This is a genomic window from Curtobacterium sp. PsM8 (assembly GCF_030433875.1).
Taxonomy (GTDB): Bacteria; Actinomycetota; Actinomycetes; order Actinomycetales; family Microbacteriaceae; genus Curtobacterium.
Genome location: NZ_JARUXD010000012.1, coordinates 1 through 15,277 on the forward strand (window position 1 = coordinate 1; position 15,277 = coordinate 15,277).

General features: G+C 73.8%; 15 protein-coding genes. 9 read left to right on the forward strand and 6 right to left on the reverse strand.

Features of this window, described 5'->3' with window-relative positions:
- Nucleotides 1-324: 324 nt before the first annotated feature.
- On the forward strand, nucleotides 325-657 hold the full coding sequence (locus tag QCD68_RS04335; protein ID WP_111074836.1) for a hypothetical protein: 333 nt from the start codon (nucleotides 325-327) through the stop codon (nucleotides 655-657).
- 94 nt (nucleotides 658-751) lie between these two features.
- Here the strand turns inward: QCD68_RS04335 and QCD68_RS04340 are convergent, their stop codons facing one another.
- Nucleotides 752-1,729 carry a hypothetical protein gene (locus QCD68_RS04340; RefSeq protein ID WP_301222142.1) on the reverse strand — a complete coding sequence of 326 codons (978 nt, stop codon included), beginning with the start codon at nucleotides 1,727-1,729 and terminating at the stop codon, nucleotides 752-754.
- 86 nt (nucleotides 1,730-1,815) lie between these two features.
- Here QCD68_RS04340 and QCD68_RS04345 point away from each other — a divergent pair, with 86 nt between their 5' ends.
- The gene (locus QCD68_RS04345) at nucleotides 1,816-2,244 is read left to right on the forward strand and encodes a hypothetical protein (protein WP_221850089.1); all 429 of its coding nucleotides are present in this window, start codon (nucleotides 1,816-1,818) and stop codon (nucleotides 2,242-2,244) included.
- Between the two features lie 28 nt (nucleotides 2,245-2,272).
- Here the strand turns inward: QCD68_RS04345 and pip are convergent, their stop codons facing one another.
- Entirely contained in the window at nucleotides 2,273-3,268 is a 996-nt protein-coding gene (gene pip, locus QCD68_RS04350; protein ID WP_301222143.1) for a prolyl aminopeptidase, read from the reverse strand.
- 178 nt (nucleotides 3,269-3,446) lie between these two features.
- Here pip and QCD68_RS04355 point away from each other — a divergent pair, with 178 nt between their 5' ends.
- Nucleotides 3,447-3,938, forward strand: a complete 492-nt coding sequence (locus QCD68_RS04355; protein WP_301222144.1) for an SRPBCC family protein — start codon at nucleotides 3,447-3,449, stop codon at nucleotides 3,936-3,938.
- A gap of 66 nt (nucleotides 3,939-4,004) precedes the next feature.
- Here QCD68_RS04355 and QCD68_RS04360 read toward each other — a convergent pair whose 3' ends face one another.
- Nucleotides 4,005-4,394, reverse strand: coding sequence for a hypothetical protein (locus tag QCD68_RS04360; RefSeq protein WP_301222145.1), 390 nt, complete (start codon nucleotides 4,392-4,394; stop codon nucleotides 4,005-4,007).
- Nucleotides 4,395-4,526: 132 nt separating this feature from the next.
- Between QCD68_RS04360 and QCD68_RS04365 the strand changes: the two genes are divergently transcribed.
- The 4 genes from QCD68_RS04365 (at nucleotide 4,527) to QCD68_RS04380 (ending at nucleotide 9,722) form a co-directional block, all read left to right on the forward strand.
- A complete protein-coding gene (locus QCD68_RS04365) occupies nucleotides 4,527-5,507 on the forward strand; it encodes a CPBP family intramembrane glutamic endopeptidase (protein ID WP_301222146.1) in 981 nt (326 codons plus the stop codon).
- Nucleotides 5,494-6,888, forward strand: a complete 1,395-nt coding sequence (locus QCD68_RS04370; protein ID WP_301222147.1) for a sensor histidine kinase — start codon at nucleotides 5,494-5,496, stop codon at nucleotides 6,886-6,888. The genes QCD68_RS04365 and QCD68_RS04370 overlap by 14 nt, the downstream gene beginning before the upstream one ends.
- Entirely contained in the window at nucleotides 6,885-7,586 is a 702-nt protein-coding gene (locus QCD68_RS04375; protein ID WP_301222148.1) for a response regulator, read from the forward strand. Before QCD68_RS04370 ends, QCD68_RS04375 begins: the two co-directional genes overlap by 4 nt.
- Before the next feature lie 105 nt (nucleotides 7,587-7,691).
- Nucleotides 7,692-9,722, forward strand: coding sequence for a potassium transporter Kup (locus tag QCD68_RS04380; RefSeq protein ID WP_301222149.1), 2,031 nt, complete (start codon nucleotides 7,692-7,694; stop codon nucleotides 9,720-9,722).
- Nucleotides 9,723-9,832: 110 nt separating this feature from the next.
- Here QCD68_RS04380 and QCD68_RS04385 read toward each other — a convergent pair whose 3' ends face one another.
- Together QCD68_RS04385 and QCD68_RS04390 are read right to left on the reverse strand one after the other, a co-directional pair.
- On the reverse strand, nucleotides 9,833-10,261 hold the full coding sequence (locus tag QCD68_RS04385) for a hypothetical protein (protein ID WP_301222150.1): 429 nt from the start codon (nucleotides 10,259-10,261) through the stop codon (nucleotides 9,833-9,835).
- A gap of 221 nt (nucleotides 10,262-10,482) precedes the next feature.
- Nucleotides 10,483-10,833, reverse strand: a complete 351-nt coding sequence (locus tag QCD68_RS04390) for a hypothetical protein (RefSeq protein ID WP_221852444.1) — start codon at nucleotides 10,831-10,833, stop codon at nucleotides 10,483-10,485.
- 175 nt (nucleotides 10,834-11,008) lie between these two features.
- Between QCD68_RS04390 and QCD68_RS04395 the strand changes: the two genes are divergently transcribed.
- Entirely contained in the window at nucleotides 11,009-12,394 is a 1,386-nt protein-coding gene (locus QCD68_RS04395) for a sensor histidine kinase (protein ID WP_301222151.1), read from the forward strand.
- Complete coding sequence (locus QCD68_RS04400) at nucleotides 12,391-13,098, forward strand: response regulator (protein WP_301222152.1); 708 nt, start codon at nucleotides 12,391-12,393, stop codon at nucleotides 13,096-13,098. The genes QCD68_RS04395 and QCD68_RS04400 overlap by 4 nt, the downstream gene beginning before the upstream one ends.
- Nucleotides 13,099-13,915: 817 nt before the next feature.
- On the opposite strand, the gene QCD68_RS04405 is transcribed toward QCD68_RS04400, so the two are convergent.
- Entirely contained in the window at nucleotides 13,916-15,214 is a 1,299-nt protein-coding gene (locus tag QCD68_RS04405) for a PP2C family protein-serine/threonine phosphatase (protein ID WP_301222153.1), read from the reverse strand.
- Between the last annotated feature and the right edge of the window lie 63 nt (nucleotides 15,215-15,277).

Here is a 15,277-nt window from a genome sequence, read left to right on the forward strand (position 1 = left end):
CCCCCCGCCCGCCCCGACCCCCCCCCGCGTCGCGCGCCCCGCCCCCGCCCCCGCGCGGCGCGCCGCCGCCCCGGGGCCCGGGCGGCGGGCGTCGATGCCGGCGTCTCTCGTCGTACCCCGACCGGCCGTCGTCCGGATGACGAGTACCCCGATCGCTCCGGTTGTACCCCGAACGTCGGGGGACGAAGCCCGGAGTTCCGGGCTTCACGGATGAACATCCGGGGCTGAACCCGTGAATCGACGGGCCTCGCTGTCGACGGCGACGATCGGTGTCGTAGCGTTCACGTACTGCACCACGTACCCCGAACACGACAGGAGAGCGCGATGACCACGACCATCAACCGGACCGCAGCCGGGACCGACGTCACCCTCGACACCGAGACCGTCGACATCGTCGCCGTGCTCGAGGCCCAGGCCGCCACCAGCGCCCGCGCCTCGCGTGCCAAGCTCACCTGGACGCTCGAGGGCGACGACGAGTGGGTCGCCAACTACGGCGGCTACTTCGGTGGCTCCGTCGACAAGCGCGACAGCCGTTACGTCGCCTCGGACACCTTCGGCCTGGTCGTCGGCGAGTTCGCCTCGCTCGAGGACGCGCAGACCGCGCTCGCCGGGCACCTGCACGTGATGCTGCCGTCGGTCATCCGCCCGACCGCGTAGCGCTCTCCGCTCCGTCGACGACGCCCCGCTGGCCACTGGCCGGCGGGGCGTCGTCGTCCGTGCCGTGCGTGCGGCGTGCACGCCAGCAGCGACGTCACTCCGGCAGGCGGTACGACCCCACCGTGATCGCGTGCGCACCCTGCCCGGCGAGCACCCGGACGACGGCGTCGGCGCGGGCCCGGTTCGGCACCGAGTCCTTCGCCGCCCACGACGCCAGCGCCGACTGCAGCTCGTGGTCGTTCGTCACGATGCGCGTCGTCACGGTGCCGCTGCGGTCCTCCGGCTGCACGAACGTCGCCGCCGAGGGTGCCGAGTAGAAGACGCACGTGTCGAACCACGTCCGCGAGACCCCGGTCTGCTCGTCGACGAACCGTGCGAGCCGTCGGGCCTGCTGCCGCACCTGCTGCGCCGGCGACGCCCCCTTCGCCTGCACCCGCACCTGCCACCAGTTCTCGGCCTGCTCCTCGCCGTTGAGCACCGTGCGACTGCGGACCTGCACGGCGAACGGCGGCACCAGGGACGCCTCGTCCACCAGGTTCCGGAACGCCGGGTGCACCTCGCTCGGCCGACGCCCGTCGAACACGATCCCGCCCCAGCGCTTGTTCTCGATGACCAAGCCCCGGCCGGACTCCGACACCAGGACGTGGTCGGCCTGTGCGACGAACTTCCGCCACGGACCCTGCTCGGTCTCGCCGACGGGCACGAACACGACGTTCGTCATGAGCACGCCGCTCACCCCGGCGGCACGGCAGGCCCGGAGGATCGCCTGCTCGGACGCCTCCTCCCACTGCATGCCACGGCGGGCGAGCGCGCGGCTCTCCTCCGCCTCGGAGAGGGCGTCGCGCCGAGCGGCGTCAGCGGCCGCCACCTGCGCGGCGCGGTCGGCCTCGAGGCGCGCGGTGGCATCCCGGTGCGCGGCCTCGCGCTCGGCGAGCTCCGCGGTCCGCGCCCGCTCGGCAGCGTCGAGTTCGGCACGGGCAGCGGTCTGGTGTCGCCGTAGGAGGACCACCAGGACGACCACCACGACGGCGAGCCCCCCGGCGACCAACCACGGCACGAGGTCGTCGGTCATGGCACCACCCCACCACGGGCCACGGCCTGGAGGCGCGTGGTGCGTCGGCGCGTCCCCGTCGCCTCCGCCGTCAGTACGGTGGGCGCATGACGCAGCGGGGTTCGACGTGGGGGTTCTGGCTCTGGGCGATCAGTGGCGTCGTCGTCTCGATCGCAGCCGGGGTCCTGCTCGGCTCGTGGTTCCGCATCGCAGCCAGCGTCACCATCGGATGGGGCGTGTTCGCCGTGGCGGCCTTCCCCACGCGAGCGCGGTTGGACGTGCGGCAGCCGTGGCTCTGGGGGTTCTCGGCCGCGATGCTGGTCATGCTCGTCGGGGTCTCGCTGCTGCTCGGTGCCGCCGGTCTGAGCAACGACGAGCGGACGGACAGCCCGCTGCCGGGCGCAGTCCTCGGCGGGGTCCTGACGGCGGTGGGCACCCTGGCGCTCCTGCTCGGTCGGGCACACCGACGGAGCAGGGCGGTCGACGCCGAGATCGAGCGCCACCGCGCGGAGCAGCGGACGTCCGACCCCGCCTGACCCGCAGCCGGACGACGCGGCCCGGACGTCAGTCCGCCGATGCCGAGCCCGAGCCCGACGCCGACCCCGCGAACCGGTCCGTCGTCTCGAGCAGCGCGTCGAGGATCCCCGGCTCGTCGAACGCGTGCCCGGCATCGTCGATCAGCCGGAACTCCGCCGACGGCAGCGCCCGGTGCAGGTCCCACGCGGTGACGGCCGGCGTGCACATGTCGTAGCGCCCCTGCACGATGACGGTCGGGATGTCCCGCAGACGGTCGGCGTCGCGGATCAGCTGGCTGTCCTCGAACCAGCCGTCGTGCGTGAAGTAGTGGTTCTCGATCCGGGCGAACGCCAGCGCGTACGTCGGGTCGGCATACCGGGCGACCAGGTCCGGCCGGGGCAGCAGTGTGATCGAGGCCGCCTCCCAGCTGGCCCAGGCGACCGCGGCGGGGCCGTGCACGGCGGGGTCCGGGTCGGCGAGCAGCCGTTCGAACACGCGGACCAGGCCGCCGGGCTGCCGTTCTTCCGGTGCCAGGGGAGCGAGGTACCCCTCCCACAGGTCGGGCAGCACGTTCGCGGCGCCGCCCTCGTAGAACCAGTCGATCTCGCTCGGCCGCAGCGTGAAGATCCCGCGGAGCACGAGTTCGGTGACCCGCTCCGGGTGCGTCTCGGCGTACGCCAGGGCCAGCGCGGACCCCCACGAGCCGCCGAACACCTGCCACGCGTCGATCCCCAGGTGCTCGCGCAGCTGTTCGATGTCGCCGACCAGGTTCCAGGTCGTGTTGGTCGACAGGTCGGTGGTCGGGTCGCCGGCGTGCGGCAGGCTCCGGCCGCAGTTGCGCTGGTCGAACAGGACGATCCGGTAGCGCGCCGGGTCGAACAGGCGTCGGTGGTCGGGGGAGCAGCCGGCGCCGGGGCCGCCGTGCAGGAACACGACGGGCTTGCCGTCGGGAGCGCCGCACTCCTCCCAGTAGACCTGCTGGCCGTCGCCGACGTCGAGCATGCCGGTCCGGTTCGGTTCGATCGGTGGGTGGAGCTGGCGCACGGGCGTCCTCTCGGCGGTGGCGGGAGCGGGTGGTCGCTGCCACCGTACCGCCGCCCGTGACGTGACCGGTCGGCGGACGGGAGGCCCGTCACCAGCCCGCCCCGCGCCTCCCGTCCGACTGCCTGCTCGCCCGCCGGACCACCGGACCGCCGAGGCGGGCCCGTGCCACGATGGGCGCATGCCCGTCGTCGAGTCCCGCTGCGTGATCCCCGTCGAGGTGGCGGTCGCGTTCGCCGTCTCGCAGACCCAGGGCGCCATCCGGAAGCGGTGGGACCCGTTCATCCGCCGCCAGCACCTGGTCGGCGGCGCGACCGTACCGGGCAAGGGCGTCCGGACCTCGACCGTGCAGCGGTTCGGGTTCGCGATGGAGAGCGAGTACGTCTCGTACAACCCGCCGTCGAACGTGGGCATGAAGATGACGAAGGGCTCGTGGTTCTTCGAGCGGATGGGCGGCGGCTGGCGGTTCAGCGAGGCCGAGGGGCAGCCGGGGCACACCCTGGCGGTCTGGCGCTACAACTTCACGTGCCGGCCGAAGTGGCTGGCGCCGCTCGCCGAACGGATCGGCGTGCTGGTGCTGCAGCGCGACATCGACCGACGCATCGTGGGGTTCGCGCGCGGCTGCTCCGACCCGGTGGTGCTGGCGCACGTGGCGGGGAGGACCGCGGCCTGAGTCGCCCGCCCGGCGATGTCGAGCGTCGCGGTACCCGGGCGGCGTCACGCGCCGGCCGCCTGACGGTCAGAACCAGCGCAGGACGAACTGTTCGAGCACGTTGCGGGCGACCGCCACCGGGCCGCGGGCCGGTTCACCGCTGTCCTTGCCGATCGCCCGGAGCAGCGCGGTCTGCGCCTGCTCGTAGTCGCGCCGCTGTTCGCCCGAGTAGCCCTCCGGCGGGGTGGTCCGGCTCGTGGCGACCGACTCGAGCTGCCGCATGCCGTACCGGAAGCCGACCGGGCGCGGGGCGGAGTCGATGAGCTGCGCGAGCCGCCGGTGCGGGTAGCGAGCGGGGGCGCCGGACGCGGCCGCGATGCAGTCCGTCAGTCCGCGCAGGCCGGCTTCGGCACCGCCGGTCCGCAGGTGCACGAGTCGCGCACGGCTGCACAGGTCGTAGAGCACTGCCTCGTCCATCCGGCTCCTTCCGGTCCTCGGACAGCGTGGCACAGACACCGTCGCAGCGGGGTTCCTCCTTTCGATGCAGGTCCGGCAGGTGCGTCCCTCCTCGGGTCGTCCCGGAACGGCGGAGTTCCTAGCGTCGACGTCATGACGAACACCATCGAAGCCCGGTCGACGACCGGCACCGCGCAGCAGGAACGCCGCGGCGTCCCGGGGGTCATCACCCGGCATCCGCTGCTGACCTTCTTCACCCTCGCCCTCGGCCTGAGCTGGCTGGCGTGGGTGCCGTACATCCTGTCGCCGCACGGCATGGGTGTGTGGGACATCCACTTCCCCGAGGTCCTGGGCAGCGCCCAGTTCACCGGGGTCCTGCCCGGCGCCCTGCTCGGCCCGCTGGGCAGCGCGTTCATCGTGACCGCGGTCGCCGACGGTCGCGCGGGCCTCCGTCGCTGGGTGGGACGCCTGTTCCGCTGGCGGGTCGCCTGGTACTGGTACGCGCTGGCGCTCGTCGTCGTCCCGGCCCTGATCGTCCTGTCCGCCGTGCCGTTCGCCGGCGGCGACGTGCACGCCCCCTCGGCCCTGGCACTCTCGGCGCTGGTGCCCGGACTCGTCATCCAGCTGTTCTCCACCGGCCTCAGCGAGGAGCCCGGCTGGCGCGACTTCGCCCTGCCCCGCCTGCAGCACCGCTTCGGGGCACTCGGCGCCGCGGCCGTCCTCGGCCCGATCTGGGCGCTGTGGCACATGCCGCTGTACCTCAGCGACTGGGGCGGGTGGCCGAACGCGCACTGGAGCGAACCCGTCGTCTTCGCCCTGTTCACGATCACGTTCAACGTCGTGATGATCCAGGTGTTCAACAAGACCGGCGAGAGCCTGCCCCTCGCCCTGCTCCTGCACGTCGGCGTGAACAACACCATCTCGTCGCTGTTCCCCGAGATGTACCCGAGCATGACCGCCGGCACGCTGATGATCGGACTGACGATCATGTCGACCGTCGCCGCCGCGGTGCTGCTCGTCGTCACCCGCGGGCGGCTCGGCTACGACCCGGCACGTCGGGCGCTGCCGATCGACGCCCCGATCCCGTCGCGTGCCACCACGAGCCTCGTAGGATCGCACGATGGCAACCGCTGAGCCGCGCCCCAGTGCGCCCGGATCGGCGCCCGCGTCCGCGTCCGCGCCGGGTGGGACCGCTCGCCAGCGACGCATGGACGTGCTCATCGCGCTCGGTACCGCGGTGGTCGGGCTCGGACTGCTCCTCGGCCTGCCGCCCCTCGACGCCGCCGATCCCGACGTCATCGTCAAGGCCGGTGCCTACCCAGCCGTGGCCAGCGGCCCGTGGCTCGTCCTGGCCCTCGCACTGCTCGTCCAGTCGGCGGTCCTGCTCGTCGCCCGACGCGCACCCCGCGCGGTGCTCATCGCGGTCAGCGCCGTCCCCGTCGTCGCCGTCGCCGCACCGACGACCCTGCACGGGCTCCTGCTGCTGCCGGTCGTCGTCGCCGTGGTCCTCGCCGTCCTGCGGGCTCCGCTGGCGCGGATCTGGCCGGCGCTCGTCGCCACTGCGGTCCTCGTCGTCCTCGCCGAGGGAACCGTCATGTACACCGCCTACGGCGCGGGCCGTGACGGAGTGTGGCTCGGCCTGACCCGATCGGCCGGACAGGGCTTCCTGCAGGCCTTCGGCACGGTCGGACTGCCGGTGCTCATCACCCTCGTGGTCCGTGCCCGCCGCGAGGTCCGCGCCGCCCGCACCGCCGAGGCCACCGCCGTCGACCGCGAGGCCGACGCCCACATCGACGCCGCCGTCTCCCGCGAACGCGCCGCCATGGCACGGGAGCTGCACGACATCGCCGCCCACCACCTGTCCGGCATCGCCCTGATGTCCGCCGTCATCGACCGCCAGATCGACACCGACCCCGAGCGTGCCCACGAGGGGGTCCGCCAGGTCCGGGAGCAGAGCACCGCCGTGCTCGAGGACCTGCGCCGCCTGGTCGGCCTGCTCCGCGACGACAGCCCCGCCGAGCGCGCGGTGGAGACCGTCGCCGGCATCGTCGACCTGGCCGAACGGGCCCGGTTCCGCAGTGACGTCCGGCTCGACGTCCGGCCCGCAGCCGGCGTCGGAGACGCAGCGGTCGCGCCCCGCCCGCTCGGCGACGGCGTCGGCCCGCTCGCCCAGCTCGCCGCCTACCGCACCGTCCAGGAGGCCCTCGCCAACGCCGCCCTGCACGCCCCGGGAGCGCCGTGCACCGTCACCATCGACGACCGCGCCGACGACCACCTCGCGATCCGCGTCGAGAACGGGCCGGCCACCGTCCCCGCACTCGGCAGCACGCCGGCCGGGGGGAACGGGCTGCGTGGCATGCGTGAGCGGGCAGAACTGGTGGGGGCGAGCCTCCAGGTCGGTCCGACGGATGCCGGCGGCTGGACGGTCAGCCTGCGTCTCGCCCGGGAGGCCCTGCCCACCCCCGCCCCGCCGGTCGCGACCACGCAGCCCGACCCCACGGAAGGCCCCCGATGACCGACACGACGTCCGGCGGCCCGACCATCCGCGTCCTGGTCGCGGACGACCAGCCGCTCGTCCGGGCCGGCGTCTCCGCGCTGCTCGACGCGGAACCCGACATCGAGGTCGTGGCCGTCGCCGCCGACGGCGGTCAGGCCCTCGAGCTCGCCCGGAGCACCCGGCCGGACGTGGCGGTCCTCGACATCCGGATGCCGGTCCGGAACGGCATCGAGGTGGCGCGCGAACTCTGCCGCCCCGACGCCGACCCGGCCGTGCCCGCGCTCATGCTCACCACGTTCGACATGGACGACCTGGTGTTCGGCGCCCTCGAGGCCGGGGCGTCCGGGTTCCTCCTCAAGGACGCCGAACCCGACGTCATCATCGGGGCGGTGCGTCAGGTCGCCGCCGGCAACGGCACCCTCGACCAGGCGCTCACCCGACGGGTCCTGCGTGAGTTCGCCTCACGCCGGAGCCTGCAACCCGTCACCGGGGACCGGGTCGACGGCGTCCTCACCGCTCGCGAACGCGACGTGCTGCTCCTGCTCGCGCAGGGGATGTCGAACGAGGAGATCGCCGCGCAGCTGGTCGTCGAGGTCTCCACGGTGAAGTCACACCTGGCGCGCATGCTGCCGAAACTCGGCGTCCGGTCCCGCCTGCAGGCCGTCGTCTGGGCCTACCAGAACCGGATCGTCACCGTCCCGGACCAGGGCGCGTAGAGCCGATCGGCGCAGGCGAGCGTGCGCCGCGCGCTCGGCTGTCACTCCGCGGGTGCATGATGAGCGCGGCCGTCGTCCGCACGGCCCGGACTGGAGAGCACCACCGTGACCGAGACCCGCGCCTCGTCGCAGTCGTCAGACCACCCCTCGGGTGGGCACGACGCCCAGCCCGGTGACGCCGGCCCCGGCGACGACGCCACGCACCCCGCGAAGGCCGCGCAGCGCCCCGCCAGCCGGGAGGCCCGTGGGCACCGTGGCAAGGCCGGTCTCGCCCTCGCTGCGCTCGGCGTCGTGTTCGGCGACATCGGCACCAGCCCGCTCTACTCGATGCGCACCGTGTTCTCCGTCGACGGCGGCATCGTGCGGCCCGTCCCCGAGGACGTCTACGGCGTCATCTCGCTGCTCTTCTGGTCGATCACCATCGTCGTGTCGATCAAGTACGTCCTCGTGCTCATGCGCGTCGACAACCACGGCGAGGGCGGGGTGATGGCGCTCGCCGCACTCGCCCGACGCCTGCACGCCAACCGGCCCGGCGGCACGACGGTGTTCCTGATCATCGGCATCGTCGGGGTCTCGCTGTTCTACGGCGACTCCGTGATCACCCCGGCGGTGTCGGTGTTGTCCGCGGTCGAGGGCCTGGGGACCGCAGCGCCGTCGGTCGAGCACCTCATCGTGCCGATCGCCGCCGTGATCCTCATCGGCCTGTTCATCGTGCAGCGCTTCGGCACCGCGAAGGTCGGCGCCTCGTTCGGCCCGGTCATGCTGCTCTGGTTCGTCGTCATCGCGGTCGCCGGCATCCCGCGCATCGTCGAGCACCCGGGCGTCCTGCAGGGCCTGTCGCCGACGTGGGCCATCGCGTTCCTGTTCGCGCACCCGTTCATCACCTTCATCGCGATGGGCGCCGTCGTCCTCGCCATCACCGGAGCCGAGGCGCTCTACGCCGACATGGGCCACTTCGGGCGGATGCCGATCCTCCGCGCGTGGTTCTTCGTGGTGTTCCCCGCGCTCGTCTGCAACTACCTGGGCCAGGCGGCCCTGGTGCTCGAGGACCCGACCGCCACGAAGGACCCGTTCTTCCTGCTGTTCCCGAACTGGGCGCAGCTGCCCGTCGTGATCCTGGCGACCGCGGCGACCGTGATCGCCAGCCAGGCCGTCATCTCCGGCGCGTTCTCGCTCACCCGCCAGGCCGTGCAGCTCGGACTGCTGCCGCCGCTGACCATCCGCCAGACCTCGAAGCGCGAGGGCGGCCAGGTCTACCTGCCGGCCGTCAACCTGCTGCTCTTCATCGGCGTGATGGCGATCATGCTGGCGTTCCGGTCCTCGGCCGCCCTCGCCACCGCGTACGGCGTCTCGGTCACGGGTGCGCTGGTCGTCGACACCCTGCTGCTGCTCGTCGTCGTCAAGCCGCTCTGGCGCTGGGCGACCTGGAAGCTCGTCACCGTCGCCGTGGTGTTCGGCGGCCTCGAGCTGACCTTCCTCGCCGGCAACCTGTCGAAGGTCCTGCACGGTGGGTGGGTGCCGCTGCTCATCGCCCTCGCCGTGATCACCCTGATGACGACGTGGCACCGCGGCCGGCAGCTCGTGCAGATCGAGCGTCGGAAGCGCGAGGGCTCGCTCGCCGACTTCATCGAGACCGTCAACGCCGACCACATCCCGCGCGTCCCGGGCATCGCGGTGTTCCCGCACCCGAACAAGGAGACGACCCCGCTGGCACTGCGGGCGAACGTCGAGCACAACGGCGTCGTGCACCAGCGGGTCATCATCGTGTCCGTCCTCACCGCCAACGTGCCGCACGTGGCACTGGAAGAGGCGTTCCGCCGCGACGAGCTCGGTTACGACGACGACGGCATCGACCACATCACCATCACGTTCGGGTTCTCCGACGACCAGGACCTGCCCGCCGCGATGCGTGCCGCGTGCACTGCCGGCCTGATCGACCTGTCCCAGGAGGACATGTCGAAGGCGTCGTACTTCATCTCGCGCGGCGCACTCCGGACCGGGGCGGGCAAGGGCGGCATGGTGTCGTGGCGACGGAAGCTCTTCGTCGCGATGGCGCACAACGCCGCTGACCCGGCCGCGCGCTTCGGGCTGCCGCTCCGCCGCACGGTGACGATGGGCAGCGACGTCGAGGTCTGACGGGCTGGGCTGCGCGCCGGCGGCGGCGCGCGCCGAGGTTCGCGCTGAGCGACACCGTTCGCGCGCCGACGGCCGCGGGTTGTCGCTGAGCGCGAGTCTCGCGGCGGCGCTCAGGCCGGGAGGCGCTCGGCGGCACCCGGCACGACCAGCTGCCACGGGCCTCCACCCCGGACCCGCGTCAGGTACAGGCGGTAGCTGCCCGGCTCGGCCAGCGGGTCGCCGTCGACATACTCGACGGGCTCGCCGCTCGACGTGCACTGGTCGGAGGTCGCGATCACGTCGATCCGGTCGCCGAGCGTCCGGCCCTTGCGCACGTCGGTGATCGCTGCTTCGTACACGCGGTACCGGCCGGCCACCTCGACCGTGCGGTCTGTCGAGCGGACGACGGCGTCGACGACGAGGGACGCTTCGTGCGCCTGCTCCGCCGGGGTGAGTGAGACGTAGTCGACACACTGACCGGCCGTCGTCGCGCACCCGGCGAGCCCACCCCCGAGCGTGCACACGATCCCGATCGCCAGCGCGCTCTTCCCCCACCCCATGCCGCCAGTGTGCTGCACGCGCCCGCCGCCGTCCAGGTCCGCCGAGCCTCGGCTGGGCGGACGAGGCTCGCGTCCCGGAGCCCGCAGAGTGTCCGTCAGGCCGAGGCTCGGGCCGGGCAGGGCCGGGCCGACGTTCGCGCTGGGCGACATCGCTTGCCTGCGGTCGGCCGCGCGGTGTCGCTCAGCGCGAACCTCGTGCCTCGTGCCTCGCGCCGCAGCACCTACCGGCGGAGACGCGCCAGCTCGCCCCGGTAGCCGCTGAGCTGCCGGACGAGCCCCTCGCTGGCCCGCGAGCCGCTGAGGTCCCCGAGCAGCCGGTCGACGCGCCGGAGCACCGCCTGCTGGTCCGACCGCGAGAGCCCCCGGAAGCGGTCGACGTCTGGCAGCTGTCCCGGCCAGCCGTCGTCGTCCGACGTGGCGACCGTGGTCTGCACGACGGTCGACGTGGTCGCGGGGCGCCCGACGTCCGACGAGGCGTCCGGGCCCCCGATGGTCGCCGCCGCGGCGCCCGTCCCCGCGATGGCCAGGATGAGCGCCAGGGTGGCCAGGCTGACAGCGGTCTTCTTCTGCATCACGTGCTCCGTTCGACGGCCGCTCACTGCGGCAGGACCAGCCTCTGACGAGGCGGGCGTCAGGCGCATCGGCGGAAGGTGGTGGGCCTCCCGTCCGTTCGACTGATCGTCCGGACGCGCGCGCTCCGTCGTTCGGGGGAGGCGCGGAGTCGCCTCGGGCGGCTAGCCTCACGCCATGCGTCCAGTCTCGATCCCGCCGTGGGTGCGCGCTGCCGTGGCCGGGGTCGTGTTCCTCGCCGTCGCGCTCCTGACGATGGAGGGGCTGCACCGCGCCGGCTGGTACCCGACGAGGCTCGACGACTACCGGGTCACCGCGGCCCTGGTCGCGCTCTGCATCGGCGTCGGCCAGCGGCTGCCCTACCCGCTGCTCGTGGTGGTCGCGGTCGTCGTCGGCTGGCCGCTGTGGACGTTCGACGTGCTGACCGTGCGCCTCATCCCGCTCGTGATCGCCGTCTACCTGGCGTGTGCGGCCGGCCGACGGGTGCTCGCCGTGCTGGCGGTCGTCACCCTGCCGGCCGTGACCGCGCTGCTCCTACCGTTCAGTTTCGCGCCCGCGGACTCCTGGGCACTCGCCGTCCACCGGTGGCCGCTCGCCCTGCTGCTGGGCCGGACGCTCCTGGAGACCGCCGACTGGTCGACGATCGTCCTGATGGGGATCCTGCTCGTGGCGTCCGCCGTCCTCGGCCGCGCCACCGCCCGTCGCCGTCGGTCCGAGCTCGTGCTGCAGCGGCGCAACGAGGAACTCGTCCGCCTGCGCGAGTCCGACCAGGCCCGCATCGCGTCCGAGGAACGCACCGCCGTCGCCCGCGAGGTCCACGACGTCGTCGCCCACCACATGGCCGCCATCGTCGTCCGCTCCCAGGCGCTGGTCCGGGTCGGGGTCGCGGACCAGGCCGAGTTCGCCGAGTACGCCTCGTGGGTCGCGGGCACCGGGCAGCAGGCGCTGTCCGAGATGCGGAAGGTCGTCCGGGTTCTCCGTGCGGGCGGGGACGGCGGCACGACCGACGCCCCGGTGTCGCTGCAGGGCGCACTCGAGGCCGCCGTCGACCGCGTCCGCGCGACCGGAGTCCGGGTCGACGCCGACCTGCGCGTGCCCGGGAGCCTGGGCGTGATGCAGGACTTCGCCGTACTCCGCGTCTGCCAGGAGGCCCTGACCAACACCCTCGTGCACTCCGACGGCTCCTCGGTGCGGATCAGCCTGGCCGCGTCCGAGGACCGCATCCGCCTCGAGGTCCTCGACGACGGCGGCTCCGGCGGCAGCCCCCGGGTGCCGGAACTCGCCGTCGGTGGTGCCGGGATCCGCGGGATGCGGGAGCGCGCCGCGTCGATCGGCGGGGTCCTGGACGCCGGGCCGGCCGCGGGTGGCGGGTGGCGCGTCACGCTCGAGGCACCCCGGGAGGCGCGTGTCCCGACGGCGGGCAGCGTCCGGCCCGGTGCGGGGCCGGGTGGTGCGGGGCCGGGTGGTGCGGGTGGTCGGGCGGCTGCCAGTGCTGCGGGTTCCGTCGACGTGGCTGGGCCGGCTGCCGCCGGTCCTGCCGCTCCCCGGGTGGTCGCGTCGTGATCCGCGTGGTGATCGTCGACGACCAGGCCGTGGTCCGCACCGGCCTCGGCATGATGGTGGACGCCGAACCCGACCTGACCGTCGTCGGCCAAGCGCCGAACGGGGCCGAGGCGATCGCTGTCTGCGCCGACCTCCGCCCCGACGTGGTGCTCATGGACGTCCGGATGCCCGTGCTCGACGGCATCTCGGCCACCCGCTCGATCGTGTCCGACGGCACCGCGGGCGCAGTCGTCATCCTCACCACGTTCGACGACGAGGAGTACCTGCTCGACGCCGTGCAGGCCGGCGCACTCGGGTTCCTGCTCAAGGACGCGGGCCCGGACCTCATCGCCGCCGGGGTCCGTGCTGCCCACACCGGCGACACCCTCATCGCACCGTCGATGACCCGGGCGCTGCTCGAGAATCGGCTGCTCGGTGCCCGGTCCGGTGGCGCGGGCGGTGGTGCTTCGGGATCGTCCGTGCCCGCTCCGCCCGCTGAGCACGCCCCCGCGCTGGCGTCGCTGAGCGCCCGCGAGCGGGAGGTCCTCACCGCCCTGGTCCGCGGCGCCAGCAACGCGCAGATCGCGAAGGACCTCTGGATCAGCGAGGCCACCGTGAAGACGCACATCAGCAGCGTGCTCGGCAAGGTCGGTGCCGCGAGCCGGGTGCAGGCCGTCGTCTTCGCGTACGAGAGCGGCTTCGTCCGGCCCGACTGGTCCGCGTAGGCGGCGGGCCGGCGCGCGGTTCGCGCTGGGCGACAGGGCTCGCGCCGCTGGGCGCGTGCGGTGTCGCTGGGGGCGAGCCTCGGCCTGGCGGACAGTCTGCGCCTGCCGGCGGCCGCATGTTGTCCGCGTGGCCGAGTCTCGGGCGGGAGGCGCGTGGCGGGGCTGGGACGGGCCTCCCGTCCGGCGCGAGGTTCGCGGTGGGCGACAGGGCTCGCGCCGCTGGGCGCGTGCGGTGTCGCTGGGGCCGAGCCTCGGTCTGGCGGACGGTTCGCGCCTGCCGGGGGCCGCAGGGTGTCCGCGTGGCCGAGTCTCGGGCGGGAGGCGCGTGGCGGGGTCGGGGCGGGCCTCCCGACCGTTGCGTGGTTCGCGGTGGGCGACAGGGCTCGCGCCGCTGGGCGCGTGCGGTGTCGCTGGGGCCGAGCCTCGGTCTGGCGGACGGTTCGCGCCTGCCGGGGGCCGCAGGGTGTCCGCGTGGCCGAGTCTCGGGCGGGAGGCGCGTGGCGGGGTCGGGACGGGCCTCCCGTCCGGCGCGCGGTTCGCGGTGGGCGACAGGGCTCGCGCCGCTGGGCGCGTGCGGTGTCGCTGGGGCCGAGCCTCGGTCTGGCGGACGGTTCGCGCCTGCCGGGGGCCGCAGGGTGTCCGCGTGGCCGAGTCTCGGGCGGGAGGCGCGTGGCGGGGTCGGGACGGGCCTCCCGTCCGGCGCGCGGTTCGCGGTGGGCGACAGGGCTCGCGCCGCTGGGCGCGTGCGGTGTCGCTGGGGCCGAGCCTCGGCGCACGCACGCACGCACGCACGCACGCACGTACGCGCGCGCCCGCCTCAGGCCGCGCGGGAGCGGGACAGCGGCGCGGCCGCGACCTCGGTCGGCTCGGCGGACGCGGCCTCGCGACGGATCGCGATGACCGTCACGTCGTCATCGTGCGGCACCTCGGCCGCCCGCTCGGCCAGGGCCGCGACGATCGCCGCCGGCGTCCGGTCGGCGCGCGCCAGTTCGGCGACCGAGTCCACCGCGTCGTCACGCCCGCCGAACAGGTCGAGCACGCCGTCGCTGAACGAGATGAGCAGGTCGCCCGGCTCGAGGGTGCCGGTGGTGGTCGCCCACTCGTCGCGGAGGCCCATCCCCAGCGGCAGGTCGACCGAGCGCAGGCGCTCCACCCCTCCGGCAGCGCGGAGGATGAAGCTCAGCCCGTGCCCGGCGTCGGCCCACTGCAGCCCGCCGTCGTCGTCGATCCGCGCGTGGAACAGCGTGGTGAAGGTGACGTCGGTGCCGGCACCCTCGGCGGCGAGGCCGTCGGAGGCGCGGCGCAGGGCCTCGGACGCGTCGTCGACCGTGCGGGCGCTGCGGATCGTGGCGCGGACGGCGGCGGCGATGAGTCCGGCGCCGACGCCCTTGCCCATCACGTCGCCCAGTCCGACGGCGATGCCGTTCTCGGTGCGGTACCAGTCGAAGAAGTCGCCGCCGACGCTCTTCGCCGGCATGCAGGTGCCGGCGACGGTGACGCTCTCGCCCAGGCCGTCGCTGGTGGTCGGCAGCAGGGAGCGCTGCACGGCGGCGGCGCGGTCGATCTCCTCGCGGACCCGGACCTCGCGAGCCTCGGCGGTGCGGACCGAGCGGCGGGCGCGGCGGGAGAGCTCGTGCACGATGACGGCGACCGTGCCGAACACGACGACGGTGATGCCGAGGCGCACCAGCTCACTGGCGCGCATCACCGAGCCCGGCTGGAGCAGGTACGGCGCCAGGATCACGATCGTGACCCCGAGGATCGAGTACACGATCGTGCGCCGGCCGTCGAGCGACGCCCACCACACCACCGGCAGGACCACGAGCGAGGTGAACACGGACGCCCCGGCGCCGGTGCCCGTCCGGAACAGGGCGAGGGACACGAAGTCGACGGCCAGCAAGATCGGCACGAGCGGGACCGCGCGCGGGAAGTGTGCGGCGAACGCGGCGAGCAGGGTCGCGACGCCGACGGTGACCAGGCTGGCGAGGAACATCGTCAGGTCGCTGATCTCGAGCGTCGGCAGCGTCACGGTCAGCAGCGCGCCGAGGGCCAGCAGGCCGCTGATCGGAGCCTGCCGGACGAGGGGGTTGTCGATGACGCTGGTTGGGCGAGACATGCTCAGCCGAGGCTACTGGACAACGGGGTGGACCGACGGGGTGTCGACCCGAAGAGGGGCCAC